The sequence below is a fragment of the Actinomycetospora corticicola genome (assembly GCF_013409505.1).
Lineage (GTDB): Bacteria > Actinomycetota > Actinomycetes > Mycobacteriales > Pseudonocardiaceae > Actinomycetospora > Actinomycetospora corticicola.
The window spans coordinates 3,692,115-3,718,345 of the sequence record NZ_JACCBN010000001.1; the positions used below are offsets into that span (position 1 = coordinate 3,692,115).

Annotated in this window: 26 protein-coding genes; 17 read left to right on the top strand and 9 right to left on the bottom strand. The window is 72.6% G+C overall.

Going from position 1 to position 26,231, the window contains the following annotated elements; translation table 11 throughout:
• Positions 1–47: 47 nt before the first annotated feature.
• Positions 48–950 (bottom strand): LysR substrate-binding domain-containing protein, encoded by a 903-nt coding sequence (locus BJ983_RS17940; protein WP_179795045.1) that lies wholly within the window; start codon positions 948–950, stop codon positions 48–50.
• Between the two features lie 122 nt (positions 951–1,072).
• Here BJ983_RS17940 and BJ983_RS17945 point away from each other — a divergent pair, with 122 nt between their 5' ends.
• A complete protein-coding gene (locus tag BJ983_RS17945; RefSeq protein ID WP_179795046.1) occupies positions 1,073–1,822 on the top strand; it encodes an SDR family NAD(P)-dependent oxidoreductase in 750 nt (249 codons plus the stop codon).
• Between the two features lie 99 nt (positions 1,823–1,921).
• On the opposite strand, the gene BJ983_RS17950 is transcribed toward BJ983_RS17945, so the two are convergent.
• Positions 1,922–2,881 (bottom strand): GlxA family transcriptional regulator, encoded by a 960-nt coding sequence (locus BJ983_RS17950; protein WP_179795047.1) that lies wholly within the window; start codon positions 2,879–2,881, stop codon positions 1,922–1,924.
• Here BJ983_RS17950 and BJ983_RS17955 point away from each other — a divergent pair.
• Positions 2,880–3,371 (top strand): TIGR03618 family F420-dependent PPOX class oxidoreductase, encoded by a 492-nt coding sequence (locus tag BJ983_RS17955; RefSeq protein WP_281376283.1) that lies wholly within the window; start codon positions 2,880–2,882, stop codon positions 3,369–3,371. The two genes, BJ983_RS17950 and BJ983_RS17955, sit on opposite strands and share 2 nt — an antisense overlap.
• Positions 3,368–3,715, top strand: coding sequence for a carboxymuconolactone decarboxylase family protein (locus BJ983_RS17960; protein WP_179795049.1), 348 nt, complete (start codon positions 3,368–3,370; stop codon positions 3,713–3,715). Before BJ983_RS17955 ends, BJ983_RS17960 begins: the two co-directional genes overlap by 4 nt.
• Positions 3,716–3,788: 73 nt before the next feature.
• On the opposite strand, the gene BJ983_RS17965 is transcribed toward BJ983_RS17960, so the two are convergent.
• Together BJ983_RS17965 and BJ983_RS17970 are read right to left on the bottom strand one after the other, a co-directional pair.
• Entirely contained in the window at positions 3,789–4,523 is a 735-nt protein-coding gene (locus BJ983_RS17965) for an SDR family NAD(P)-dependent oxidoreductase (RefSeq protein ID WP_179795050.1), read from the bottom strand.
• Between the two features lie 101 nt (positions 4,524–4,624).
• Positions 4,625–5,215 carry a TetR family transcriptional regulator C-terminal domain-containing protein gene (locus tag BJ983_RS17970; RefSeq protein ID WP_179795051.1) on the bottom strand — a complete coding sequence of 197 codons (591 nt, stop codon included), beginning with the start codon at positions 5,213–5,215 and terminating at the stop codon, positions 4,625–4,627.
• A gap of 969 nt (positions 5,216–6,184) precedes the next feature.
• Between BJ983_RS17970 and BJ983_RS17975 the strand changes: the two genes are divergently transcribed.
• The 5 genes from BJ983_RS17975 to BJ983_RS17995 all read left to right on the top strand — a co-directional run bounded on the left by BJ983_RS17975 (position 6,185) and on the right by BJ983_RS17995 (position 11,304).
• Positions 6,185–7,786, top strand: a complete 1,602-nt coding sequence (locus BJ983_RS17975; protein ID WP_179795052.1) for an alanine/glycine:cation symporter family protein — start codon at positions 6,185–6,187, stop codon at positions 7,784–7,786.
• A 53-nt stretch (positions 7,787–7,839) separates the two neighbouring features.
• Positions 7,840–8,706 (top strand): YhjD/YihY/BrkB family envelope integrity protein, encoded by an 867-nt coding sequence (locus BJ983_RS17980; RefSeq protein ID WP_179795053.1) that lies wholly within the window; start codon positions 7,840–7,842, stop codon positions 8,704–8,706.
• A 28-nt stretch (positions 8,707–8,734) separates the two neighbouring features.
• Complete coding sequence (locus BJ983_RS17985; RefSeq protein WP_179795054.1) at positions 8,735–9,430, top strand: response regulator transcription factor; 696 nt, start codon at positions 8,735–8,737, stop codon at positions 9,428–9,430.
• Positions 9,427–10,809, top strand: a complete 1,383-nt coding sequence (locus BJ983_RS17990; RefSeq protein WP_179795055.1) for an ATP-binding protein — start codon at positions 9,427–9,429, stop codon at positions 10,807–10,809. Before BJ983_RS17985 ends, BJ983_RS17990 begins: the two co-directional genes overlap by 4 nt.
• Before the next feature lie 144 nt (positions 10,810–10,953).
• A complete protein-coding gene (locus BJ983_RS17995) occupies positions 10,954–11,304 on the top strand; it encodes a hypothetical protein (protein ID WP_179795056.1) in 351 nt (116 codons plus the stop codon).
• A 419-nt stretch (positions 11,305–11,723) separates the two neighbouring features.
• On the opposite strand, the gene BJ983_RS32415 is transcribed toward BJ983_RS17995, so the two are convergent.
• From BJ983_RS32415 to BJ983_RS18015, 4 genes are read right to left on the bottom strand one after another with little or no spacing between them, the layout of a single operon-like run.
• Positions 11,724–14,384: an MFS transporter gene (locus BJ983_RS32415; RefSeq protein ID WP_179795057.1), complete on the bottom strand. Its 2,661-nt coding sequence runs from the start codon at positions 14,382–14,384 to the stop codon at positions 11,724–11,726.
• Positions 14,385–14,387: 3 nt separating this feature from the next.
• A complete protein-coding gene (locus tag BJ983_RS18005; RefSeq protein ID WP_425484772.1) occupies positions 14,388–14,837 on the bottom strand; it encodes an arsenate reductase ArsC in 450 nt (149 codons plus the stop codon).
• The gene (gene arsB / locus BJ983_RS18010) at positions 14,830–15,927 is read right to left on the bottom strand and encodes an ACR3 family arsenite efflux transporter (protein WP_179795058.1); all 1,098 of its coding nucleotides are present in this window, start codon (positions 15,925–15,927) and stop codon (positions 14,830–14,832) included. Before arsB ends, BJ983_RS18005 begins: the two co-directional genes overlap by 8 nt.
• Complete coding sequence (locus tag BJ983_RS18015) at positions 15,924–16,343, bottom strand: ArsR/SmtB family transcription factor (RefSeq protein WP_179795059.1); 420 nt, start codon at positions 16,341–16,343, stop codon at positions 15,924–15,926. Before BJ983_RS18015 ends, arsB begins: the two co-directional genes overlap by 4 nt.
• Before the next feature lie 94 nt (positions 16,344–16,437).
• Between BJ983_RS18015 and BJ983_RS18020 the strand changes: the two genes are divergently transcribed.
• The 3 genes from BJ983_RS18020 (at position 16,438) to BJ983_RS18030 (ending at position 19,866) form a co-directional block, all read left to right on the top strand.
• Positions 16,438–16,914 carry an ArsI/CadI family heavy metal resistance metalloenzyme gene (locus tag BJ983_RS18020; RefSeq protein WP_179795060.1) on the top strand — a complete coding sequence of 159 codons (477 nt, stop codon included), beginning with the start codon at positions 16,438–16,440 and terminating at the stop codon, positions 16,912–16,914.
• 53 nt (positions 16,915–16,967) lie between these two features.
• Positions 16,968–18,386 carry a penicillin-binding transpeptidase domain-containing protein gene (locus tag BJ983_RS18025; protein ID WP_179795061.1) on the top strand — a complete coding sequence of 473 codons (1,419 nt, stop codon included), beginning with the start codon at positions 16,968–16,970 and terminating at the stop codon, positions 18,384–18,386.
• Positions 18,387–18,675: 289 nt separating this feature from the next.
• The gene (locus BJ983_RS18030; protein WP_179795062.1) at positions 18,676–19,866 is read left to right on the top strand and encodes a DUF2254 domain-containing protein; all 1,191 of its coding nucleotides are present in this window, start codon (positions 18,676–18,678) and stop codon (positions 19,864–19,866) included.
• 418 nt (positions 19,867–20,284) lie between these two features.
• On the opposite strand, the gene BJ983_RS18035 is transcribed toward BJ983_RS18030, so the two are convergent.
• Positions 20,285–20,845, bottom strand: coding sequence for a hypothetical protein (locus BJ983_RS18035; protein WP_179795063.1), 561 nt, complete (start codon positions 20,843–20,845; stop codon positions 20,285–20,287).
• Positions 20,846–21,222: 377 nt separating this feature from the next.
• Between BJ983_RS18035 and BJ983_RS18040 the strand changes: the two genes are divergently transcribed.
• The 6 genes from BJ983_RS18040 to BJ983_RS18065 all read left to right on the top strand — a co-directional run bounded on the left by BJ983_RS18040 (position 21,223) and on the right by BJ983_RS18065 (position 26,110).
• Positions 21,223–21,882: a ScbR family autoregulator-binding transcription factor gene (locus BJ983_RS18040; RefSeq protein WP_179795064.1), complete on the top strand. Its 660-nt coding sequence runs from the start codon at positions 21,223–21,225 to the stop codon at positions 21,880–21,882.
• A gap of 320 nt (positions 21,883–22,202) precedes the next feature.
• Positions 22,203–23,156 (top strand): AraC family transcriptional regulator, encoded by a 954-nt coding sequence (locus BJ983_RS18045; protein WP_179795065.1) that lies wholly within the window; start codon positions 22,203–22,205, stop codon positions 23,154–23,156.
• A 219-nt stretch (positions 23,157–23,375) separates the two neighbouring features.
• A complete protein-coding gene (locus BJ983_RS18050) occupies positions 23,376–23,810 on the top strand; it encodes an ANTAR domain-containing protein (protein WP_343054239.1) in 435 nt (144 codons plus the stop codon).
• Between the two features lie 68 nt (positions 23,811–23,878).
• Complete coding sequence (locus tag BJ983_RS18055) at positions 23,879–24,442, top strand: type 1 glutamine amidotransferase domain-containing protein (protein ID WP_179795067.1); 564 nt, start codon at positions 23,879–23,881, stop codon at positions 24,440–24,442.
• A 44-nt stretch (positions 24,443–24,486) separates the two neighbouring features.
• Positions 24,487–25,626 carry a glutathione-independent formaldehyde dehydrogenase gene (locus BJ983_RS18060; RefSeq protein WP_179795068.1) on the top strand — a complete coding sequence of 380 codons (1,140 nt, stop codon included), beginning with the start codon at positions 24,487–24,489 and terminating at the stop codon, positions 25,624–25,626.
• Positions 25,627–25,801: 175 nt separating this feature from the next.
• Positions 25,802–26,110, top strand: coding sequence for a putative quinol monooxygenase (locus BJ983_RS18065; protein WP_179795069.1), 309 nt, complete (start codon positions 25,802–25,804; stop codon positions 26,108–26,110).
• Positions 26,111–26,231 lie beyond the last annotated feature (121 nt).

Genomic DNA, 26,231 nt, shown 5'->3' on the forward strand with positions numbered 1-26,231 from the left:
GGCCGGCGGCGGGTGAAGGGGCGACGCCCTGGTGGGTGAGTAGTCGATCACCAGGGAGCCCCGACGTCCGCACACCGGCTCCAGTCCTGCTGCAGGAGTTCCTCGAGCAGCGCGGTCTCCGCCCGACCCGGCGTCCTGCGCACGCCGGCGAGTACCGGCTCGGTCAGGGCCGGCCGCAGCGGGCGCGTCAGGCCCTCGCAGCCATCGGGTATCGCGGACAGCGGGGCGACGGTCACACCGAGGCCCTCGGCGACGAGCCGGACCGCGGTCGAGACCTGCGAGGCCCGGCCGACCGTGCGCGGGGCGAGACCGTGATCGCCGAACAGACCCGCCAGGTACTCATCGAGCTTGCTCCCGCGCCGGAAACGCACCCACCCCTCGTCCGCGAGATCGGCCGGTGCGAGCGGCTCGTCGCGGCACGAGAGCGGATGGTCCGGCGGCAGCACGGCGACGTAGGACTCCTCCCCCAGCTCGCGGACGTCGAACAGACATCCCGGGGGAATCTCGTGCACCAGGACCATGTCGAGCAGGCCCTGGCGGGCGAGCCGCTCCATCTCCGCCGGGTCGGGTTCCTCGTGGATGGTGACCTGCAGACGCGGATGGCGGCGGCGCAGCCGCCCGAGGGCACGCGGGAGCTGGCGGGCCCCGAGCCCGAGGTGGACGGCGATCACCAGTTCACCCGCCAGATCACCGTCAGCAGCGCGGGCGGCGGTGAAGGCGCGTCGAGAGGCCGTCGCGGCGACCTCGGCCTCGGCCAGGAAGGCCCTCCCCGCCACCGTCGGAGTCATGCCGTGCGCCGTCCGCGCGAAGAGGCGTACCCCGACCTGCTTCTCCAACGTGCCGATCTGCTGGGACAGCGACGGCTGCGCCATGCCCAGCCGCTCGGCGGCCGCGGTGATGCTGCCCTCCTCGGCGACGGTCAGGGCGTACTCGTACTGCCGCAGGTTCACGTGGACCTCCCGACATAGGCGTCACCTATGTCGAGGATAGCGGCGACGCCATTGTGCCTATGAGGTCGCGATGCGACCGTTCGGGCTGCACGGCCCAGGCCCGATCAGCAGAAGGAACAGGAATGCGTCTCGAGAACAAGGTCGCTCTGGTCACCGGTGCAGGCGCCGGTCTCGGTCACGCCATCGCCGCGAGATTCGCCGCCGAGGGCGCCCACGTCTACATCACCGGCCGCCGGGCGGACGTGCTCGACCAGGCAGCCGCCTCGGTGAACGGCCGCGTCACGGCGGTCCCCGCGGACTCCACGTCGACCTCCGACCTCGTGGACCTGGCCGAGACCATCCGGCGAGAGAGCGGACACCTCGACATCCTCGTCGCCAACGCGGGCATCATCGAACGCGCCGACCTCGGGGAGATCTCCGAGGACCACTACGACCGCATCTTCGACACCGACGCCCGCGGGACGATGTTCACCGTCCAGACGGCGCTGCCCCTGATGCCGGTCGGCGGATCCATCGTCCTCGTCGGCTCGATCCAGGGCGTGAAGGGACTCCCTGGATCGACCACCTACAGCGCCGCGAAAGCGGCCGTGCGGTCCTACGCCCGGGTCTGGGCCGCCGAGTTCGGGGACCGAGGCCTCCGGGTCAACGTCCTGAGCCCGGGCCCGTTCGACACACCGATCATCGACGGACAGGCCGAGTACTTCGGCCAGGACCCCGCCCAGTTGCGGGAACGGATGGCGACCCACGTCCCCCTCGGGCGCCTCGGCCGACCCGACGAGCTCGCCGCCGCAGCGCTGTTCCTCGCCTCCGACGACAGCAGCTTCATGACCGGAGCCGAACTCTGCGTCGACGGCGGAATGGCCCAGGTCTGACACCACCGACGCTCACCCACCCACCGGCCTCACCGGCGGACACCGGCGCTGCGCGCCGTCAGGCCGGAGACCCGGGATCGAGCCCGGCTCCCGCAGTCCTCAGCCGTGGAAGTTGCGCCGATAGGCCGACGGCGACACCTGCATCACCGCGCGCATGTGCAGGCGCATCGCCGCCGCAGTTCCGAAGCCGCACCGCGTGGCGACCGCGTCGATGCCCAGCTCGGTCGTCTCGAGCAGCTCGCGTGCCCGCTCGAGACGCCGCGCGAGCAGCCACTGCGCGGGCGAGGTTCCCGTCTCCTCCCGGAAGCGGCGCGACAGGGTGCGCGTGCTGACCCCCTCGCGTTCGGCGAGATCGCGCAAGCTCAGCGGGCGATCGAGATGCTCGAGCGCCCAGCTCCGCGCGCGAGCCGTCCCCGCGACGCCGTCCTCCACCACGGGACGCGCGATGAGCTGGGCCTCCCCGGCCTGGCGGTGCGGCGGCATCACCACGCGACGAGCCACGACACCGCCCACCGACGCGCCGTGGTCGCTGCGCACGATGTGCAGGCACATGTCCGCCACGGAGGCGACCCCGGCCGAGGTGAGGACATCGCCATCGGCGGTGTAGAGCACCTCCGGGCGCACCCGCACGGCGGGGAAACGCTCGCGGAACGCCGCCACTCGCGCCCAATGGGTGGTGGCCTCCCGGCCGTCGAGGAGCCCGGCCTCGGCCACCAGGAAAGCGGCCGTACAGATCGACGCCACCCGCGTGCCGGGTCGGACACGGCGCAGTGCGGCTGTCATCGCGCTCTGTTCAGCCTCCGAGACACTCACCGCGTCGCGATCGGTCGAGGCCACGATGACCGTGGACACCTCGTCGAGCAGTTCCGGTCCGTGCTCGACCCCCAGGCAGAAGTCCCCGTCCGCGCGGACCGGGCCCGCCTCGAGAGCACACGTCATCACCTCGTAGAACGGTCGGCCCTCGGCGTCGCAGGCCTCGCCGAACACGCGATGCACGATTCCCAGCTCCATGGCCAGAACGCCGTCTCGAACCAGGACCGCGATCCGGTGCTGCTCCATGGCTCGATCCTCCCACTGCCTGTCCCGACGACCGCTCGTGGCGAGCAGGAGAACGGCCGACACTGCCCTCGTGCTTCCCCCCTCGGCCCGAGAACTGATCCTCAGCGGGACGGCCCTCGCCCACATGACGACCCTGAACCCCGACGGCTCACCCCAGGTGAGCGTCGTCTGGGCGGGCCTGGACGGCGACCGCATCATCACCGGGCACTTCGGCCGCTACCGCAAGATCACCAACCTTCTCCGGGATCCACGGATCGCCCTGTCGTTCGTCGGCCCCACGCCGCTGCCCAACGGAATGCACCCCAACCTCGTCGTCTACGGAACCGCCGAGATCAGCGACGGTGGCGCCGCCGAGCTGGTCGGACGTCTGGCCAAGGTCTACATCGCCCCGGACTTCGACTACCCGATGCCGCCCGGGCCGCCGCCCGGTCACGTGATCACCACGACCGTGCGCCGCATCGCCGGTGTCGGACCCTGGATGGACGCATGAGCACCCAGACGCCGGGGCCCGGGCGTCGCAGCATCGGCGACATCACCCCGAAGCTCGCCGAGCTCACCGACGACGTGCTCTACGCCGACGTCTGGGAACGTCCCGGCCTGAGCAAGCGCGACCGCAGCCTCGTCACCGCCGCCGCACTCGTCGCGCTCTACCGCGCCGACGAGCTGAACCTGCACCTCGGGCTGGCCCTCGACAACGGCGTCACCGCCGACGAGCTCACGGAACTCATCACCCATCTGGCCTTCTACACCGGCTGGCCCTGCTCGGTGACCGCAGCCAAGCAGCTGCGCGCCATCCTCGCTGATCGCCCGGAGAACGAAGCCCCTCGACCCTGAACGGCCCCGGCCCGGAAGACGTCAGGGGTGAGCACGATCGAAGATCGACGCAGCCGCGTCGGTCCGGCGTCGCTCAGACCTGGGCATAGCCCCCGTCGACGGCGAGCTCGGAGCCGTTGACGTACGAGGACGCGTCCGAGGCGAGGAAGACCGCTGCCGCAGCGATCTCCCGGGGTTCGGCGAGCCGGCCGAGCGGGATCGAGGCCTCGCCGGCTGCGAGCTCGTCGGCGGGCACCAGGTCGATCAGCCCCTGCGTGCGCGTCGCCCCGGGCGAGAGCACGTTGATGCGGTAGCGGCGCTCCCCCGCGCCGTGGGCGAAACCCCGCACCAGGTTGCGGATGGCGGCCTTGGTCGCCCCGTACACGGGGAGGAACGGCTCCGGACGCGAGGCCGCCGTCGACCCGGTGACGATGACGGAGGCCCCGGGCGCGAGCAGCGGCAGCGCCTTCTGCACGGTGAACAGCGAACCCTTCACGTTGACCGTGAACATGGTGTCGAACTGTTCCTCGGTGATCTCTCCCAACGGTGCCACGATCCCTACCCCCGCGTTCGCGACGAGCACGTCGATCCGACCCGCCTGCTCGGCGACGGTCGAGTAGAGCGCGTCGAGGTCCTCGAGCCGGCCCACGTCGCACCGGACCCCGCTCACTCCGGGACCGAGCTCGGCCACGACCTCGTCGAGCTGCTCCTGCCGACGGCCCGCGACGAACACCCGTGCGCCCTCGGCCACGTAGGCCCGCGCGATCGCCAGCCCGATCCCCGCGTTCCCTCCGGTCACGACCGCGACCTTGCCGTCCAGCACCGTCATGATGACCTCCCCGTTCTTGACCGTTCGGTCCATATCATCCGATGTGGACCATACGGTCAAGAACTAGGGTGGTGTCACGTCCCACAGGACCCCGGCGTCGCTCACGGCCTCGGCAGCAAACCCCGGAGCAGGGTCTCCGCCATCGCCGACAGGGCGGCCGGGTCCTGGCCGGTGCGACCGAGGACCAGCAGCCCGAGCTGACCCGCGAGCACCGCCGGGGCGGCCTCGTCGGGGTCGACGTGGGGGGCGACGTCACCCTCGAGCTGCGCTCGACGGATCGCCTCCGCCAGCCGCGCCGTGGTCGCGGCGTAGCTGCGCCGGGCCTCGACGGCCGCCTCGGGCATGGTCGCGGACAGCTCCATCGCCGTGTTCGCGAGCAGACACCCCCGCCGGGCCTCGACTCCGTCCGGATCGCCCATCGGGCCGGTCACGAAGTCGCGAACCACCTCGACCGCGCGGTCGGCCTGCTCGAGCCGCGCCCGCAGCATCCGGTCGTTGGCGTCGTCGTAGTCGCGGAGCACCCGGAGGAACAGGCTCCGTTTGTCCCCGAACGCCCCGTACAGGCTCCCCTTGCCGAGGCCGCTGGCCGCCAGGAGATCCTCCAGCGAGGTGCCCGCGTAGCCCTGGTCCCAGAACGTCGCCTGCACCGAGGACAGGACGCGCTGCTCGTCGAACTGACGGGGACGCGGCACGCCCCGACGTTACCGATGGTGGACCGATCAGTCCAAGACGACCGGTGGTCCTCGGGCCGTCCGCGCCGCGCTCCCCACGCCGCCGGCGCCGGAGATCTCGGGATACCGGATGCACCGATGTCCCGGGACGGACCGCCGCGGCGACGGTCCGTCCCGGGTCGCGCGCCGGCCCAGGCTCCCCCTCGATCGAGCCTGGGACGGCCGGTCTGCTCCCGCCGGACGCTCAGCCTCCGGCGGGGACCTCCTGGACGGTCGCGGCCGGGTCCGCACCGACATCGGTACCGGGAGCCGGGATCACCCACCCCACGAGGAAGGCGAATCCGATCCCGAGCACCCAGGGCCACAACGGCGTCGGCTCGATCCGATCCCGGGGCGGTGTCTCCGCGCAACCCGGCCGGTGCCCCTCGTCGAGCGTCGTCAGGGCGATCCCGTGAGCGGCCTGCCGGACGACAGGAACCCCCAGCTCTGCGGTCCTCGCGTCACTCGGGGACATCGCCGCCGGGCGTGCCGCACGACCGTCGCGTCGCTCGTCGCCGTGGAATCCCGCCCCGGTCGTCCGTCGAGTGCTCACACCCGATCATCGCGGCGCGTCACCCGTTCGTGAGCGTCGTGCGCCTTGCGGTCTCCTGACGACGGCGCGGACCCCGCCCCGGCATCCCGGGCCGCAAGGCGATCGCAAGGTCATCCGGGCCGGGGGGCCCGTAGACAGGGACGCGCCTTGATCGACGATCCCGAGGAGCGGTTCACATGTTCGACTCGAAGCGTGAGGCCGTCGCGGCCACGACGTTGTGGCTGGGCGTGATCGCGGCGCTCGTGTACGGCCTGGGCCTGCTCTGACCGGGGCGGCCGGATCGCGAGCCGGAGCGGCTCGACGACGAGCGGTTCGGTCGACGAACGGGCCGTCGGCCTGTCTGACGATCGCGTGACGAAGCGTCCCACCGGCTTGCCTTTTGCGGCGGAACGTCTGGGATGTCCGTCATGACGGCTGTCGCTGCCACACCCCCCGCGATCGAGGTCCTCGCCCAGGACGGGGCGTCGTCCGGCGCCCTGGCCGCCGTCGAGGACGCGATCGACGCCGTCTTCACACCCGTCGCCGAGGGACTGTCGGCGATCGTGTTCGCGGAGATCCCACTCTTCGGGGTCTCGTTCCCCTGGATCGTCGGGTGGCTGATCCTCGCCGCCCTGATCTTCACCGTCGTCTTCCGGGCGCCGCAGTTCCGCAGCTTCGGGCTCGCCGTGCGCATCGCCCGCGGCCGGTACACCGGGGACGACGAGCCCGGCGAGATCTCGCACTTCCAGGCGCTGACGTCGGCGGTGTCCGGCACGGTCGGGCTCGGCAACATCGCCGGGGTCGGGGTCGCGGTCACCATCGGCGGTGCCGGTGCGACGCTCTGGATGATCGTGGCCGGGCTGCTGGGCATGTGCACCAAGTTCGTCGAGTGCACCCTCGGGGTCCGCTACCGCGAGCACCACCCCGACGGGACCGTCTCCGGCGGGCCGATGCACTACCTGCGCCGCGGCATCGCCGAACGGTTCCCGACGACGTTCGGGCGCTCCCTCGGGAAGGTCCTCGCCGGCCTCGCCGCGGTGTTCATCCTCTTCTTCGGGGTCGCCGGCGGGAACATGTTCCAGGCCAACCAGACCTTCGCCCAGCTCACCGAGGTGACCGGCGGCGAGGCCGGCATCCTGGGTGGCGACGGTGCCGCGCTGGTCTTCGGCGTCCTGCTCGCGCTCCTGGTCGGAGCCGTCATCTTCGGCGGTATCCGCTCCGTCGGCCGCGTGACCAGCCGGCTGGTACCGACCATGGCGATCGTCTACGTGGTGGCCTGCCTGACCGTGCTGCTGGTCAACCTGCCCCTGATCCCGGCGGCGGTCGGCGCCATCGTCGGTGGGGCGTTCACGGGGGCCGGCGTCGCGGGCGGCGCGGTGGGCGCCCTGATCGTGGGCTTCCAGCGCGCCGCGTTCTCCAACGAGGCCGGCCTCGGCTCCTCGCCCATCGCGCACTCCGCGGTGAAGACCCGGCACCCCGCGACCGAGGGTTACGTCGCGATGCTCGAGCCCTTCGTCGACACCGTCGTGGTCTGCACCATGACCGCCCTGACGATCGTCGTCGCCGACACCCCGTTCTGGCGCGAGGCGCAGACCGCCGCGGCGGCCGGGGAGGACCCGTCGGGCGTCGTCGTCACCTCCTCGGCGTTCGAGACGGTGCTGCCCTGGTTCCCCTACGTGCTCACCCTCGCGGTCGCCCTCTTCGCGATCTCGACCATGATCACCTGGGGCTACTACGGGCAGAAGGCCTGGACCTACCTCTTCGGGCGCAGCACCGTCTCCGAGCGCGTCTACCAGGCGGTCTTCAGCCTGTTCGTCGTGATCGGCTCGGTGCTCACCCTCGGCTCCGTCCTGGACTTCGCCGACGCCGTGCTCTTCCTGCTGGCCCTGTTCAACATCATCGGGCTCTATCTGCTCGCACCGGTGGTCAAGCAGGAGGTCGACGCGTTCCGCGCCGCCCGGCGGTCCGGCGAGGTCGTCGAGATGGCACCCGCGGAACGCCGCGCCTCGACGAACGCCTGACCCACGACGGCCCGCCCGGTCGGCGGGCGGGCCCGCCGGGCAGCCTGTCCGGCGTGGCTCTCCCGGGACGACGACGGCTCGCGCGCTCCGCCCTCGGCCGGGTCCTCGCCGCCGCAGCAGCGCACCGGCTCCCGGCCCTCGCCGCCGAGTCGGCGTTCTTCGCGGCGCTCTCGGTGTTCCCGGCGCTGCTCACCGTCGTGGCCATCCTCCGCGCCGCGGCGCCGGCCCTCCCCGGCGAGGCCGACACCGCGGCGATCGAGGGGATGACCGGGCTGCTCCGGCTGGTGCTGACGACCCGGGGCAGCGCGGCCGCGGACGCCGCCACGACCCTGTTGACCACCAGCACCCCCGGTCTGCTCACCGCCGGCACCGCCGCCGCGGTGGTCCTGGTCGTGCGCACGCTGCGCTCGGTGCTGTACGGCCTCGCGACCATCTCCGGGACCACGCCGCGCTCCTGGCGGGTCGCCGTCGCCCTGGGCCTCCTCCTGCTCGTCGGGTCCGCCACCGTCACGGCCGCAGCCGTGCAGGACCCCCTCGTCTGGCTCGGTCTGCCCGGGGGTCACCTGCTCTGGCGCGCGCTCCGCTGGCCGCTGATGCTGCTCGCCCTGCTGGGTTGGGCATCGTTGGTTCTCCGGACGGGCACGCAGCGGCGGTCCCGACGTCGGACGCTGCTGCCGGCCGCGGCGCTGGCGGTGGGCGGATGGGTGGTGGCCAGCGCGGCGTACCCGCTCTACGTCTCCGTCGCGGCGGGTGTCGCGCAGGGACTCGGGGCCCTGGGCGGCGGTCTCATCCTCCTCGTCTGGCTCTACCTGCTGATGGGCTCGCTGTACCTCGCGGCGGAGACGCTCGTCGTCGCGCCGTCCCGCTCCTGCGACCACCCGACGGGGGCACCGCCCGGGCGTGGGACCGGTGGACGGTGATGGTCGGATGTCCTCGGGAGGTACACCGATGGAGCGCACCGAGCACGAGGGCCCCCGGGCCCTGCTCGTCGAGGACGACGACCGGATCCGGCGGGTCCTGACCGTCGGCCTGGCCGACGAGGGCATCGAGGTCCGCGAGGCGGCCAGTGCCGAGGAGGCCCTCCCCCTGCTCGACGACGACGTCGACGTCGCCCTGATCGACCTCATGCTCCCGGGCGTCGACGGGATGGCCCTGTGCCGGTCGCTGCGCGAGCGGGGGGATCTCCCGATCATCATCGTGACGGCACGCTCGGACACCGACGACGTCATCGCCGGCCTCGAGGCGGGCGCCGACGACTACGTGACCAAACCGGTCGTCCCCGGCGAGCTCGCCGCCCGCGTCCGGGCCCTGCTCCGGCGGCGGCGGGCCGGCGGGCAGCCACGCCGGGAACTCGTCGTCGCCGACCTCGTGCTGCGCCCCGAGGAGGGCGTCGTGACCCGGGCCGGCGAGCCGATCGCGCTGACCCGCACGGAGTTCCGCCTGCTCACCGAGCTGGTCGAGGGCGAGGGTCGGGTCGTGTCCCGCGAGGATCTGCTCCAGCGGGTGTGGGGCTACGACTACTTCGGCGACACCCGCCTGCTCGACGTCCACGTCCGCCGTCTCCGCCGCAAGATCGAGCAGGACCCCGACGCGCCGTCCGTGGTCCTGACCGTCCGCGGCCACGGCTACCGCGTGCAACCGTGACGGCCCGGCGGACCGCCTCCCTCCGCGTCCGGGTCGCGATCTCCTTCGGGCTCGTCACGCTGGTGGTCTGCGGTGCGCTGTCGGTGGCCACGTGGTTCCTGACGACGAGCTATGCCACCGCCCAGCGCGAGAACGCCGTGCGGGCGCGCGTCTCGGCCGACGCGGCGCTCGTCGTCGGGACCCGCCAGTACCGCCCCGGCGGACTGCCCGACCTGCTCGCGGGGCTCGGCGGCGAGCCCGACACGACGGTGCTCCTGCGGTCGGCCGGGACCTGGACGTCCTCCGGCCCCGCCGTCGCCCCGACCTCGCTCCCCCGCGGACTGACCGGTCTCGGCCCGGGCGACCCACCCGCCGTCATGCGGTCCGAGGTCGACGGCCGGGCGGTGATGGCCGGCGCGGCCGCCCTCGGCACGGGCGGGGACGTGCTCGTCGAACTCGCCCCGATCCGGGAACTCGAGGGGACGCGTCGGTTCCTGGCCCTGCTCCTGGTAGGCGGCACCGCGGCGGCGACGGCCGCCGGTGCGGCGCTGGGGGCGTGGACGGCCCGGCGGTCGCTGCGCCCCCTCCACGAACTCACCGCCGCCGCGTCCCTCGTCGCGCGGGGGGACCTCGATGCCCGGCTCCCGGTGCGCGCGGACCCCGAGCTCGCCGGGCTGGCGACCACGTTCAACCGCACGGTCGAGGACCTCGGCGACCGCGTCCGTCGCGATGCGCGCTTCGCCGGGGACGTGAGCCACGAGCTCCGCTCCCCGTTGACGACGTTGCTCGGCGCGACCGACGTGCTCCGGCGCCGCTACGACGACCTGCCGCCGGCGGCCCGGGAGGCCGTCGACCTGCTCGGCCCCGACCTCGACCGGTTCGTCGACACGGTCGACGACCTGCTCGAGATCTCCCGGATGGATCAGCCGGTCGACGAGCGCGACCTCGACCGCGTCGACCTCGCCGCCCTGACCCGGGCGGTCGCGCGTCGCCAGGGGCTCGAGGAGTTCCTCGACCTCGTCCCCGGCACCACGCACGTCGTCGCCGACCGGCGCCGTCTCGACGCCGTCGTCACCAACCTGTGCACCAACGCCGCCCGCCACGGCGGCGGCGTCGTCCGGCTCGGCGTCGGCCCGGCCCCCGACGATCCGGGCCTCGTCCGGTTGGAGGTCGACGACGCCGGGCCGGGGGTGGCCGCAGAGGACCGGGCGGAGATCTTCGAGCGCTTCGCGCGGGGGTCGACGGCCGGTCGCCGCGGCGCCGGCACCGGCTCCGGTCTCGGCCTGGCCCTGGTCAGCGGACACGTCCGGCGACACGGCGGGCGCGCATGGGTCACCGACCGCCCCGGCGGTGGTGCCCGGTTCGTCGTCGAGCTCCCGGAGGCGAGGGACGACGACTGACGGGGATCCGGCATCGAACGCCCGCCACGGTCGTCAGGAACTCGCAAGGTCCGAGGGCTTCCACGCGAGGTCGTCCCGGCGTTCCATGTCAGCGGCCGCCTCGGGCATCGGACGGTCGCAACCGACAGGACGGAGGCCCCTGACGTGACGTGCGACGCCGGGTCCGCGGACTTCTCCGACATCGTGTGCCCGGAGACCGGGGTCTCGGTACGCCAGGCTGCCGCCCGGGCGCTGATCGCCCGCGAGGAGCTCCTCGGCGAGACCACCACGGACCGGGCCGCCTCCGAGCGGCACGACGACATGATCGAGGACGTCCGCGCGCTGACCGGGGTCCTCGCCGCCGAGTTCGAGCTCGCTGCCGAGGACGTGCAGGGGCTCCGCGACGCCGCGCGATGGGCGACGGCCGCACACCGGGCCACCATGCGCTCGGAGACCTTCGCACTCCACACGGCGTTCGCGATGCGTACCTACGACCACGGTCCGGAACCGTCCTGATCCCCTCGACCACGGTCAGCTGATACGCAAGCCGACAACGATGAGATCTGCGAGATGAGAGCGCGGGGCATCGTGTCCCCGGACCTCGTCGAGCGGCGTGGAACCGTCACCGGTCACCTCGCCCCGGGCGAGATCGGCTCGATTGCGCGAGCGCGGAGCCGCCAAGACCGACGATGACGGTCGACAGCACCATCGCGAGGACGAAGGTCGCGCGCTCGAGGTCGCCCGCCCGGTGCGCCGCGAGAACCCAGGAGCCGCAGTGCCTGGGACGGCGCGACCAGCGCCCCCAGCCCGACCATCGGAGCCACGGCCGCGACGACCGTCCATCGAGGATCCTGTCGTCGCTGCACCCGGCGACCCTGGCGAGTCGCGGGGCCGTCGCCGATGTCATGACCCATCACCGCAGTTGCTCGCTCGACCTACGCCCGGGGCACCACCACGATCTTGCCGACGTGTTCGCGGCGCAGGAACTGGGCCTGGGCGTCGCCGATGGCGGTGAGCGCGTGCGACGCGGCGACCCGAGGGCGGACGTCGCCGACGCGGGCGTGCTGCACCAGCTTGGTGAAGTGCGCGGCGGTGTGCATCGTGGACCCGATGAGCATGCGGTTGTGCAGGTAGAGCCGACGCAGGTCGATCGCCGGAACCGCGCCGGCCACCGCTCCGGCGACGACGGCCCGCCCACCGGGACGCAGGACATCGATCAGGCGGGCGAGCTGGTCGCCGCCCACGACGTCGATCACCGCGTCGACACCGTCCGGGTGGGCCGCCCGGACCGCCGCGACGACATCTCCGTCCGCGCCGGAGCGGTCGACGGTCCGCTCGGCGCCCGCGTCCTCTATCAGGGAGGCCTTCTTGCTCTCGGTGATCGCCGTGACCCGGGCGCCGCGGGCGGCGGCGAGTCCGACCGCGGCCAGCCCGACCCCTCCGGATGCGCCGGTCACCACCACCGTCTCGCCGGCGAGAATGCCGCCACGTTCCAGCATCCCCATCGCGGTGCCGGAGGCGATGGGCAGGCAGGCCAGTTCCTCGTCGGTCAACGGTGAGCCGGTGACGTCGTGCACGCGGGCGGCGTCGACGACGGTGTACTCGGCGAACCCGCCGTCGAACTCGCTGCCCAGCACCGCCACGATCGGCGCGTCGGGCCCGTCGTGGGCGTAGCGGGCGGGATCGACCAGCACACGACGCCCGACGAGCCCCGGAGTCACGCCCTCCCCGACGGCGTCGACGACCCCGGCGACGTCGCCGCCCTGGATGCGGGGGAAGGCGATCGGCCCGAGCCACCCCGCGAGCGCGGCGGGGTCCTCCGCGGTCCCGTAGGCCCCCTCACGGGTCCACACGTCGGTGTTGTTCAGCGCCGCAGCACGCACACGCACCCGGACCTGCGCCCGGCCCGGCTGCGGGACCGGGAGGTCATCGCGGACGACCAGGACCTCCGGCCCACCGAACGCCGTGAGCACGACGCCGGTCATGGTGTCCTCGTCAGCCACGGGACCCACCGACCAGGGAGTCCAGCGCAGCGCTCGGACGGGTGCCGGCGTCGGCGGCGGTGTCGGCGAGGTCGGCCTGCTCGCCGGCGGCCATGCCGAGCAGCGCTCTGGGGTCGACGGCCTCGACGAGGTCGACCTCGGCGGTGTGCGCGATCTGCATGCTGGTCGTCCTTCCTCGCAGAGCCCGGGCCGCGAGAACGACGAGGGCGAGCAGATCGTCGCCGTCGCCGAGCTCGAACGCCTCTCCCGTCCCTGGCCTGACCGGCCCATCAGCCCACCCGAACCCGCTCCTGCGGGTATCCGTCCCGATGCTGGATACCCCACCGGGTAGGGGACCATCGGTCGCCGGCGGAACCAGGCCTGGATCGCCTCCAGCCGCGACGTCAGCACCGGGTGACTCCCGGCCCCTCTGACCGTCCGGTACCCCAGGGGTGTCGCCCGCGCAGACAGCTTCGCGTAGCTCGCCACCGAGACTGACGCGCCGATGGCGACGACGAGGAACGCCGTGTAGACGGTGGCGTAGCTGGTGGCGGCGGCGAGTGTGGTGACGGCGACGGGTGCGGTGAGTCCGGCGAGTCCCCAGCTGGTGAAGACCTGCCCGTAGGTGGTGCCGAATCGGTCGGCGGGGACGACGTCGGCGGTCGCGGCCGGGGTCAGGACCGACAGCGCCCCGTACTGCCCACCGAGCACCAGCAAGGCCACGAGCGCGGCGGTGCCGGTGGCGCCGAGGGCGAGCGGGAGGCAGGCCAGCACCAGCAGCGCACTGTTGAGGTGCAGCGCCGCACGGTATCCCAGCCGGTCGGAGACCGGTCCGGCGAGCAGGCGCCCGGCGAAGTTCCCGACGTTGATCGAGGTCACCGCCAGCGCGGTCGCGCCGGGGCGGCCGGAGAGTGCCCCGGCCTGGGCGAACGCGGCGAGCCCGGGGGCGCTGCCGAGCCCGAACGCCAGCCACAGCGCCACCACCGCCCCACGTGGCCGCGCTCCGGCGAGCCGGTGCGGGCCCGCCTCCGGGCGTCGTGGTGGAGGCGCCGCACCAGGCACGAAGAGTGCCGCGACCGCGAGGAGGGCGCCGAGCAGCCCGGCGAGGACGAGGAAGGTCGGGCCGCGCCCGAGGACGCCGAGCAGCCGGGCTGCGAGCGGGGTCAGGACCGCGGTTCCAGCGGCGTAGGCGCTGACGACCAGGCCCAGAGCGAGACCACGCCGGGTCGTGACGGTCCCGGCGACCCGGACAGCGGTGGCGTAGCCGAGTCCGGTGGAGGCGCCGACCAGGACCCCGAAGGTCACGAACAGCACGCCCGCGGTGGAGGCCGTACCGGTGCCGAGCAGCCCAGTCACTGTCCCGGCCAGCGCCACGAGCGCGAGCCGGCGGGGTGAGGTGCGGTCGGCCACCCGGCCACCGAGCAGCACGCCGAGCATGAAGGCGAGCAGTCCCACCGAGAACACCCCGGCGAGCAGGGCATCCCCCGCGTGGAGGTCGCGGCGCAGGGTGTCGGTGAAGACGTCCCAGGCGAACAGCGGGGAGACAGCCAGGTCGAGCAGGACGGCCCCGGTGAGCGCACGCCCCGTGCTCGGCGCGCCACCCCCGGGGCTCATCGCTCAGACCGTGGCGGTGTGCGTGGTGACGGTGAGTTCGGCCAGCAGGGCTCGCACCCGCCGGTCGATGTCGTCGCGGATCGGGCGGACCTGCTCGGCGGGCAGGCCGGCGGGGTCGTCGAGTTGCCAGTCGAGGTAGCGCTTGCCGGGGAAGACCGGGCAGGCGTCCCCGCAGCCCATGGTGATGACGACGTCGGCGGCGTCGACGTCGTCGGTGCTGAGCTTGGAGGGGACCTCGTGGGTCAGGTCGATACCGAGTTCGGCCATCACCTCGGCGACGTCGGGGTTGATGGTGTCGGCCGGGGCGGACCCGGCGGAGCGCACCCGCACCCGGCCCGCGGCGTGGTGGGCGAGCAGCGCGGCGGCCATCTGAGAGCGCCCGGCGTTGTGCACGCACACGAACAGCACCTCGGGCACCGGCCGGGACTCCTGCGGGGAGGGCTGATCAGCCACGGCGGGTCTCCTCGAGCGCGGGGTCGGTGGCGGGGAAGAGCCGACGACGTAGCCACAGGGAGACGTAGACCAGGCCGACGAGGACGGGGACCTCGATCAGCGGGCCGACGACCCCGGCGAGGGCCTGACCGCTGGTCGCGCCCCAGGTCGCGATCGCGACGGCGATGGCCAGCTCGAAGTTGTTGCCCGCGGCGGTGAACGCCAACGTGGTGGTCCGCTCGTAGCCCAGCCCGACCGCACGGCCGAGGGCGTAGGACCCGGCCCACATCACCGCGAAGTAGAGCAGCAGCGGCAGCGCGATCCGGACGACGTCGAGGGGCTGGGAAGTGATCGCGTCGCCCTGCAGGGCGAACAGGACGACGATGGTGAACAGCAGCCCGTAGAGCGCGAACGGCCCGATCCCGGGCAGGACCTTCGCCTCGTACCAGTCGCGACCCTTCGCGCGCTCTCCGAGACGTCGGGTGAGGTAGCCGGCGAGCAGCGGGACACCGAGGAAGATCAGCACCGAGCGGACGATCGCCCATGGGGAGACGTCCAGGCCCGTCGTCGGGAGCCCGAGCCAGCCGGGGAGCACGGAAAGGTAGAACCAGCCCAGCGCCCCGAAGGCGATCACCTGGAAGACGCTGTTGAGGGCGACGAGGACGGCGGCGGCCTCGCGGTCCCCGCAGGCGAGGTCGTTCCAGATGATGACCATGGCGATGCAGCGGGCGAGCCCGACGACGATCAGCCCGGTGCGGTACTCCGGCAGGTCGGGCAGCAGCAGCCACGCCAGGGCGAACATCAGCGCGGGGCCGAGCAGCCAGTTCGCCACCAGCGAGGACACCAGCAGGCGGCGGTCGCCGGTGACGGTGTCGAGCCGGTCGTAGCGGACCTTCGCCAGCACCGGGTACATCATGATCAGCAGGCCGAGCGCGATCGGCAGCGAGACCCCGTCGACCGCGACCGCACCGAGCGCCTCCCCCAGCCCCGGGACCAGGCGGCCCGCAAGGAGCCCGACCGCCATGGCGGCGAGAATCCACACCGGCAGGAACCGGTCGAGAGTGGAGAGCTTCCCGACCACGGATGCCTCGTCGCGCGTGGGCGCGCTCACGCGTCCACCACCGGCAGCGCCGCACGGTCGGTCGGAACGACATCAGCAGCGTCGGAGGGGACGAGGACGGTGGCGACCCGGGCGAGCAGCTCGGGGCGCACCCGGTAGTACACCCACGTGCCCCGGCGCTCGCCGGTGATCAGCCCGGCCTCGCGCAGCACCTTGAGGTGATGGGAGATCGTCGGACCGGACAGGTCGAACACGTCGGTCAGGTCGCACACGCACGCCTCGCCACCCGCATGCGAGGCGATCAGCGAGAGCAGCCGCAACCGCACCGGGTCCCCCATCGCCTTGAACACCCGCGCCAACTCGCCCGACTGCCCGGCCGACAACGGCTCGCGGGCCAACGGCGAGCAACACCCCACGACCTCGGCGAGCTGAACGAGCACCCGCTCCTCCGCCTCCTGCTTCGACATCCGTCTACCTTGACAGTCGTCTATCTACACCCGCAAGGTGCTGCCTCGACCGACGTCGAAACAGGCGCCGCCACAGTCCCGGGAGGACCACCTCATGTCGCGCGTGCAGCTCGCCCTGCGAGTCTCCGACCTCGAAGCTTCGATCCGCTTCTACAGCCAGCTGTTCGGCGCGGAGCCGGCCAAGCGACGCCCCGGCTACGCCAACTTCGCCATCACCGAGCCCCCGCTCAAGCTGGTGCTCCTGGAGGGCGAGCCCGACCGCCCCACCGTGATGGACCACCTCGGCGTCGAGGTCGAGACCACCACCGAGGTCGACGACGCCACCGCCCGGCTCGGCGAGCTCGGGCTGTTCACCCAGGTCGAGGACGACACCACCTGCTGCTACGCCCGCCAGGACAAGGTCTGGGTCCACGGCCCCGGCAAGGAGCCCTGGGAGGTCTACACCGTCAAGGAGGACTCCCAGGTCTACGGGAGCGACGGCGTGCTCTCCTCGCCGACGAGCCTGGACTCCGCGGTCGAGGACGAGGTGGCCTGCTGCTCTGGGACCACTGCGAAGACCCCTGTGGCCTGATCGCTCCGACAGGCCCCGAAGGCCGACTCCTGGGCTGGTGGGGTGGCCACCGCGTGGAGATCGCAGGCGCGGCTCGGGGCGTAGCCACCCTGACGGTGCCGCAGGCCGCGCTCCTCGCCGGGATCGTCCGCAGTCCGCAGGGCTACGACCCGACGACCCGCCCCGAGGCCGCGCGGGCCCGCCGCGGCGAGGTCCTGCGCGCCATGACCGACGTCGGCTCGATCTCGTCGGCACAGGCCGCAGCGGCCGACGACGCCCCGCTCGGGATGCTCTCGCCCCTGGCCCGTCCGGCCCCGGGGTGCGGAGCGGCCTCCGAAGGGCTGGGCTTCTTCTGCCGGTACGCCGGGGAGGAGCTGGCCGAGGCCGGGATTCCCTCATCGGAGCTGCGCACCGGCGGCTACACCGTCCGCACGACGCTGGACCCGGACGCACAGGCACGCGCCGACGCGGCCGCCGGACGGGTCGGCACCTCGTCGGGGGTCGCGAACGTGGTCGCGGTCGTGGCTCCGGGTACGGGCTCCCGGCCGGTGCTGGCCCTGGCCACCAACCGCGAGTACGGACCGGACGCCGGGCAGGGGCAGAGCTCGCTGCCCCTGGTCACCGCACCCCTCCGCGGCGCGGGGTCGGTCTACAAGATCTTCACGGCCGCAGCCGCTCTGGAGCAGGGGCTGATCTCTCCCGACAGCGAGCTCGACGTCCCCGAGCGCTACACCTCGGCGATCTCGCCCGGCTACACCGTCGAGAACCTCGGCAGCTACGACGACCGCATGACGCTGACCCGGGCGCTCGCGACCTCGCCGAACACCACGTTCGTCGAGCTCGAGGACCGGATCGGTTCGATCGGACCCGTCGTCGACGCCGCTCGGGCGCTGGGCCTGCGGCGGACCCTCGACGCGCCGTCTCCAGGCGGCGGCGGGACCATCGGGGAGGCCGTCGCCGCACAGGACCAGGCCTCGTTCACCCTCGGCCCGAACCCGACCAGTCCGCTCGAACTCGCCAACGTGGCCGCCACCCTCGTCGCCGACGGCCGCTGGTGTCCGCCGACACCGATCCTGTCCGTCACCGACCGCGAGGGCCGCGCCATGGATCTCCCCGCCCCGCCCTGCGAGCAGGCGGTGCCCGCCTCCATCGCGGCCGATCTGCGCACCGCTCTCTCACGGGACCACACCGACGGCACCTCCGCCGATGCCGCCGACGAGACGGGGTGGGACCGACCCATGATCGGCAAGACGGGGACCACCCAGGTCTCGGCGTCGTCGGCGTTCGTCGGCGCCACGTCGTCGTACGCCGGAGCGGTCTTGACCTTCTCCGACCGAGGCGCGCCGCAGCCCGTCTGCACCGACCCCGTCCGCGTCTGCTCGGACGGGACCCTCACCGGTGGTTCCGTCCCGGCCGAGACCTGGTACCGCACGATGGAGCCGCTGCACCGCGGGCTGCCCGAGGGCGATCTCGTGACTGGGCGGAGCGACTGACCGCGCCGGGCGCGACGGCAGGAGCTCCCCTGGCTCCGGGGCCGACGGCAGGGACCGGAGTTCCCCGGTCCGGTCGGACGCGGCCGTCAGGAAACTCCCCCGCTCGACACAACCGCCTGCTCCAGCATCTCGATTCGCCCGCGCACCGCCCGGTGGTGTTCGATCCGGTATCGGGCCGGTGGGAGCGGGTACCTCCGGTCGGCATGCCGGCACGTCGACCGCCGGCCACCTCGGCGCCGCGCCGACGCCCGGCCCGACGTCCCGGGCAGAGCCGTAGCCGAGGAGCCGGATGACCCCCAGCGCGCGGAACGCCTCCGGCCGGTTCTGGGTCGTCCCGGCCTGGTGCGGCGGCGTCGCGATCGTCCTCGCGTTTGCTCTCGCCCGCCTCGATCACGCCATCGGCGACGACCGCGGCGCGTTCCTCTTCCCCGGGCCACCCGAAGGTGCCCGCAGCTTCCTCGGTGCCGTGATCACCGCGATGATCTCCTTCACCGGCCTGGTCTTCTCGATCACCGTCGTGGTCCTGGTGCTGACCAGCGGCCAGTTCTCGCCCCGTGTCCTGCGCCAGTTCCTGCACGACCGGACGATCCAGTGGTCGCTGGGGCTGTTCATCGCGAGCTTCCTCTACGCCGTCTTCGCTCTGCGGGAGGTGCTGGGCACCGCCGACACCGATCCCTTCGTCCCGCGGGTCTCGGTGACGGTGTCTGGCCTGCTCGTGCTCCTCGCGGTCGGCCAGTTCGTGCTCTACATCCACCACGTGGTGCACATGATCCAGGCGTCATCGATCATCACGAGCATCGCCGAGGAGACCCGGGACCTGCTGGAGTCCCGCCACCCTGTCGACGCTGCTCCGGCTCCGGCGCCGCCGACCATCGTCGGTCCGGGCACCGCGGTCGCGGCCGACAGACCGGGGCTCGTCGTGTCCGTCGATCACGACGGACTCCTGGGTCAGGCCGTCGAGGACGACAGCGTCGTCGTCCTCGAGCCTCGCGTCGGGGACTTCGTGCCCGCCGGAGCGACGCTGCTCGTCGTCCATCCTCGAGCCGGTGGTGGTGGCATGAGGGCGGAGCGGTACTCCTGTCACGTCCGCACCGCGACCGAGCGGACCATGGACCAGGACCTGGCGTTCGGCTTCCGGCAACTCGTCGACGTGGCGGTCAAGGCGCTCTCGACGAGCATCAACGACCCCACGACCGCCTGCCAGATCCTCGACGCCGTCCACGACCTGCTCCGTCGCATCGTCACCCGCCCCTGGCCGCCGGTCCGGATCGAGGACGATCGGGGGACCACCCGCCTCTGCATCCCCTCCGACGACGTCCCGACCCTGCTGCGGATCGCGCTCGACGAGATCCACCACTACGGCGCGGACGCGACCCAGGTGCCGGCGAGGATCACCCGACTGCTCGACGATCTCGACGCCGCCGCACGCCCCGAGCACCGCGAAGCGGTCCGGACCTACCGGCAGGGGCTGGGCCTCTGAACCCGAGCCGGCTCAGTCGACATCCGACCGGATCGCCCGGACCCGCAACGTCACCACGTCTGCGGCGCACGCGGTCCCGGCGCGGGGCACGTAGGCAGCGGCGCTCTCGCCCGGCGGGACCACACACAGTCCTCGGACCGCCGTCGGATCACACCGCTCCGAGCCGAGTGCGCCGGGATCGGCCCGGCCGCCGAGGTCGCCGCAGCCAGGCAGGATCGTGCGCACCGGGATCGTCGAGACGTCGGTCGAGCAGGACACCCCGGGGGAACCCCTGCAGGGTGCACTGCCCGATGCGGTGTTGGCCGACCCCGACCGACGGCCACGCCGACGAGGATCGTGCGATCACCCGACGGGTCCGGCCGCGACGTCCGCGGCGTCCTCGACGAACCGGACGAGATCGGAGCCCTCGAGCACCGACTCAGCGCAGCCCTTCGCACGCCGGGACCTCCGAGGCCTCGTCGACGAGAGCCGCCGGGCTCGCGAGGTCCCGCAGCGTCGACGCCTTCGTGGTCACCGCGTTCGCCCGGACCTGCTGGAGCTGGTTCGCGATCGTCGCGGGGTCGTTGTCCGGGACCGCGGCGAGCGCCGCCCGCTCCTCGGAGAGCGTCGCGGCCTGCTCGCGCAAGAGATCGACGGCCGTGGCAGTGGCGCTCTGGCCGTCGTCCACCGGTGCCGGACCGGCCGCGTTCACCTGGTCCGCCGCCCGGCCGAGCCCGGCGATGCGGCCGTCGAGATAGGCGAGCATGAGCTGCTTGGACGCTGCCGGCTGACCGGCGATCGACTCGGGCGGCCCCGTCGTGGTGCGTGCCGGAGCGAGCCCTGTGCAGACCTGGGAGAGCCACGTGTCCGGGCTGGCCGGCGCCGAGGTGTTCTCCGGTGCGAAGGGCCGCGACGAGGATGCAGCCGGTTCGGCGCCGTAGCTGCACCCGGCGAGGACGAGCAGGAGCGGGGGCAGGAGAGCGAGCAACACACTGCGCACGGACGACGTTCCTCTCGTCGGGACGGACGGCATCGAAATACCCATATCGCCCGTCGGGACGCCTGCGAACACCTGACGGGCCCCACCCGACCGCCGAACACGTCGGCCGTCCCGGCCGATTCCGACCTTCGTCGGTCTCCGGAACCGGCTCGGTGGATGGCAGCGGGAGGTTCTAGCGTCCTGACGGTCGTCGGCCACCGGAGCGTTGCGACGACGAGCAGGTCATCGACCTGTTCGCTCCACCCGCGCTGAACCCCCGGCCCGGCCGCGATCCCTCATGAGCGGGCGCGGTGCCCGATGAGACTGCTCGACTCTCCGGGCTTCGTAGAATGCTCTGCCGAGGGGGAGCGAAAGCGGTCGATCGGGAGGCAAGCACGGTGACCCCCTCAGCAGATTCCTCCTCCGGGCCGGGTCGGTCCGGGCAGCGCCACGAGCAGTCGTTGACGACCCGCGCCGCGATCGTGGCGGCCGCCGCGGAACGGTTCGCCGAGGTCGGTTATCACGGGGCCACGCTGAGCGAGATCCTGTCCCGCAGCGGGGTGACCAAGGGTGCGATGTACTTCCATTTCCCGCACAAGGAGGCCGTGGCCGACGCGGTGATCGCTGCGACCAACGCGGCGTGGGCCGAGGTGCTGGCCGAGCTCGAGGCGCCGGAGTGGGAACCGCTACGCGCGGTGGTGGTGCTGACCGAGCGGGTCGTGGACACCGTCCGCCACGACGCGATCGTTCGCGGCGGGGTCCGGCTGCTCAACGATGCCGCGGTCACGGTCCGCCACGGCGCCGCGCACTACCGGTTCGTCGAGCGGGTCGTCGCGTCGCGGCTGCGGGAGGCGGCCGCGACCGGTTCGCTGCGACCGGGCGTGGACGTCGCGGTACTCGCCCGGCAGGTCGCGACCCTGATGGCGGGCCACAACCTGATCTGCGAACGCAGCGGCACCCTCGACGAACTGCCCGCCCGGGTCGAGGCCATGTGGACGGCACTGCTGCCCCTGATCGCCGCCGAGGACTGGATCGCCCAGCACCCGATCCGCGCCTGACCGTCACGACACCGCGCCCGGCCGCCGAGACCACGATGTCCGGCCGAGCCGTCCTCACCCTCGGTTGGTGCGCTCGCCCGCAGTCAGCGCAGCACATCGACCGACCGCGGGGCGCACGCCGTCCGACCACCGGGTCACCACGGGATCTCCTGTGATTCGCATACCGGGCACCCCGTACGTAGGGTGTCTTCGTCATGCACCCGCACCGACCCGGGTGCAGCACGCGTCGGCTCGCGCCACCAGCGGCGGCCCGCCGGCCCAGCACCGCGGCCCGGGGGAAGTCGATGACCCAGCAACCGAGTGACCCGGCGGGTCGAGCCTTGGTCCGCACCGACGATCTCGACGACCTGGTCGCGCAGGTCACCGACATCATGTCGAGCCACACCGTCGTCCCGGCCCGAGCCGGCCATTTCACCGCTGAGATCCGCGGGGTCCGCACACCAGGCCTGTCGGTGCTGGAGATGGACTACGGGATGGCGGTGCGGCTGACCGCCGACCCGCTCCCGAACTACGTCTCGGTGTGCCTTCCCTTGAGCGGGGCGCTGACCGCGAGCCACCAGGGCCGCCGGCTCGACCCTGTGGCCGGGCGGTCGGCGGTGGTCGGCACACCGGCCTCGGAACTGGTGATGGACTGGGGCGAAGCCCTGCGGCTGCTGGTGCTGCGGATCGACCTGGACGTGCTGCAGTCGTTGGCCGCGCGGTTCGTCACCGCCCAAGATGAGCGGCCCGACCTGCAGTTCGACCCTGCCATGGGCGAGGAGGTCACCGCGGCGCTGCTGGGGCAGGCCCGGTTGCTCCAGCGGGTCCTCGCCGGCGCCGGGCCCGGGGCGGTGAACCCGCTGGTGATGGCGCAACTACGCGAACAGATGGTGAGCACCCTGCTGCTGGGCCAGCCCAACAACTGGACCCACGAGCTGCACCACCGACCCGAACCGGCGCAGCGCAGCACGGTGGGCGAAGCGGCGGACCTGATGCGGACCCACGCCGACGAGCCGCTGACCGTCGAGGGCGTCGCCCGCACGGTGGGGCTCTCGGTGCGGGCGTTGCACGCGGGGTTCCGCCGCGAGCTCGACCGGTCCCCGAAGCAGTACCTCCAGCACGTCCGCCTCGAGCGCGCCCGCGCCGACCTCGTCGTCGCCGACCCCGGCAGCGGTATCCGCGTCATCGACATCGCGCACCGGTGGGGGTTCAGCCACCCCGGGCGGTTCGCCGCGGCCTACCGGCACCACTACGGCGAGGCCCCCGCCGCGACGCTGGCCTGCCCGCTGCGCTGACCGCCACTCGCAGGAACGGAGACTGCGCGGCAGGTGCCGATTCCGCACCGTCCTGGCGTCCGGAAACGGCTCTGGTCCGGCTGCGGCGGCTCCTAACGTCGTCGCTGCCAGTCATCACCGGTTCACGCCGCGGAGGAATCGCAGCCCATGCCGATGCCGTCCGATCGTGACCACAGCTCCCGCATCTGCGGCGTGGGCCACGAGAGCGCTGTGCGGCCCGTGGAGTCCGCGCAGCACCGGATCGCCCAGCTCGAGGAGCGCGTCGACGGGTTGTCCCGGGCCCTGCAGACCCGCGACACCATCGGGCAGGCCAAAGGCATCCTGATCAGCCACTTCGCGATCGACCCGGACGAGGCGTTCGCCCTGCTGGCCCGGCTGTCCCAGCACACCAACACCAAGCTCGCCGACCTCGCCGCCGACCTCGTCGCGCTGGCCTGCGACCGCGACCGTCACGACCGCCCCGGCCCGGACGGGGCCAGTGACGCCGCCGTCGCGGTGTTCGGCGGCCTGCTCGGCAACACCGCGCCCCCACGGCACCCACGAAGCCCGGCCCGCACCGCGCCGCGGCCCGCCCCGCCCACCGCACGGGCGCCGTCCCGCGCTGACACCACCGGGCGTCCCCCACACCCCGGGAGCGACGTCCGCGGCGAGTAGGCGGCCGTCAGAACGTCCCGACGTCGGGGTCGGGGTCCTGCACGTCAACCAGAAAGAGGTGATCGTCGATGAGCGACGAACTGCGCGGACGGCGGGTGGCGATCCTGGCCACCGACGGCGTCGAACAGGTCGAGTACGAGCAGCCCCGCCAGGCCGTGGAGGACGCCGGAGCGCAGGTCACGCTGCTCTCCATCCACACCGGCGAGATCCAGGCCATGAACGCCGACATCGACAAGGGCGACACGTTCCGCGTCGACCAGCTGGTCTCCGAGGTCTCCCCCGATGATTTCGACGCCCTGATCCTGCCGGGCGGGACGGTCAACCCCGACGGCCTGCGCGCCGACGCCGACGCGGTGGGTTTCGTGCGGGACTTCGTGAACTCCGGCAAGCCGGTCGGGTCGATCTGTCACGGCCCGTGGACGCTCGTCGAGGCCGACGTCGTCCGGGGCCGGACCCTGACGTCGTTCCCCAGCATCCGCACCGACATCCGCAACGCCGGCGGCCACGTCGTCGACCAGGAGGTCGTCCGCGACGACGGCCTGGTCACCAGCCGCAACCCCGACGACCTGCCCGCCTTCGGCGCGGCGCTGGTCGAGGAGTTCGCCGCGGGCCGGGCTCGCGCCCGCACCTGATTCCGGCCCAGCCCACCACAGTCACTGCTGCCACGGAGGTCCCCATGAAGGCACTGGTCTACAACGGTCCGCGCGACGTCTCGGTCTCCGAGGTCCCCGATGCCCGCATCGAGCGACCCAACGACGTCCTGGTGCGCATCACCGCCACCAACATCTGCGGGTCGGACCTGCACATGTACGAGGGCCGCACCGACTTCGAACAGGGCCGCATCTTCGGTCACGAGAACGTCGGCGAGGTCGTCGAGGTCGGCCCCGGGATCGAGAAGGTGCAGGTCGGGGACATGGTCTCCGCACCGTTCAACGTCTCCTGCGGGCACTGCAGCAACTGCGAGCACGGCCTGACCAACTACTGCCTCAACGCCAACACCGACGGGGTCGCCGGCGGCGCCTACGGCTTCGCCGACATGGGCGGCTGGGCCGGCGGGCAGGCCGAACTGCTCCGCATCCCCTGGGGCGACTTCCAGGCCCTGCGCCTGCCCGACGACGCCACCGAGAAGCAGAACGACTACGTGATGCTCTCCGACATCTTCCCCACCGGCTGGCACGCCGTGGAGATGTCGGGCTTCAAGCCCGGCGAGACCATCGTCATCTACGGCGCCGGCCCAGTCGGACTGATGGCCGCCCTCTCGGCCACCGTCAGGGGTGCAGCGAAGGTCATGGTCGTCGACCGCCACCCCGACCGGCTGCGCCTGGCCGAGCAGATCGGGGCGATCGCCATCGACGACTCGAAGGGCGACCCCGTCGAGCAGGTCATGCAGCACACCAAGGGAGTCGGCGCCGACCGCGGCGCGGAATGCGTCGGCTACCAGGCCCACGACCCCCAGGGCCACGAGGACAACGCCGACACTCTCAACAAGCTGGTCGCCTCGGTCCGGTTCACCGGCGGCATCGGCACCGTCGGCGTGTTCGTCCCCCAGGACCCCGGCGCCCCCGACGAGCTCGCCCAGCAGGGCAAGGCCCGCTTCGACTTCGGCAACTTCTGGTTCAAGGGCCAGCAGATGGGCTGCGGGCAGGCCCCGATCAAGCGCTACAACCGCCAACTGCGCGACCTGATCGCCGCGGACAAGGTCAAGCCCTCCTGGATCGTGTCCCACAACCTGCCCCTCGAGCAGGCCCCGGAGGCCTACAAGCACTTCGACGCCCGCGAGGCCGGCTGGACCAAGGTCGTCCTCAACCCGACCTGAACCCTGCCCGGACCACACCCGGTCCACCGGGTCGAGTGCGACCGCAGCGGGAGAGACCGGGCGTTCGACACCTCCACCGGCGAGCAGGACCAGATCGTCGCCGAGGCAGCCGGCGCCGCCTTCTGACCCGACCACCAGGACCCTGGTCGACACCCCCGACAGAAGGAGATATGACATGGCCGAGCCCGTGACCGTCGGACTGCTGGTCCGGATCGAGGCGCTCCCCGGCCGGGAGAGCGACGTCGAGAACTTCCTCCGTCAAGGGCTGAACCTGGTCGAGCAGGAACCAGGGACCGTCCGCTGGTTCGCGCTGCGCTTCGGGCCCTCCTCGTTCGGCATCTACGACGCGTTCCCCGACGACGACGGCCGCCGGACCCATCTGTCCGGCGCCGTCGCCCAGGCCCTCCAGGACAACACCGGGGTGCTGTTCACCGCGCCGAGCATCGAGCCGGTGGACGTCATCGCGGAAAAGTCACCGATCTGACCGACCCACCGTCGTCCCAGGCCGACGCGGTCACCAGGTCTGTGCGGAGTGACGTCGAGGACCGTTGCACGATGAGGAGAAGACGTGAGCAGAGTAGAGGACGAGGCGACCGGGGCGCCGA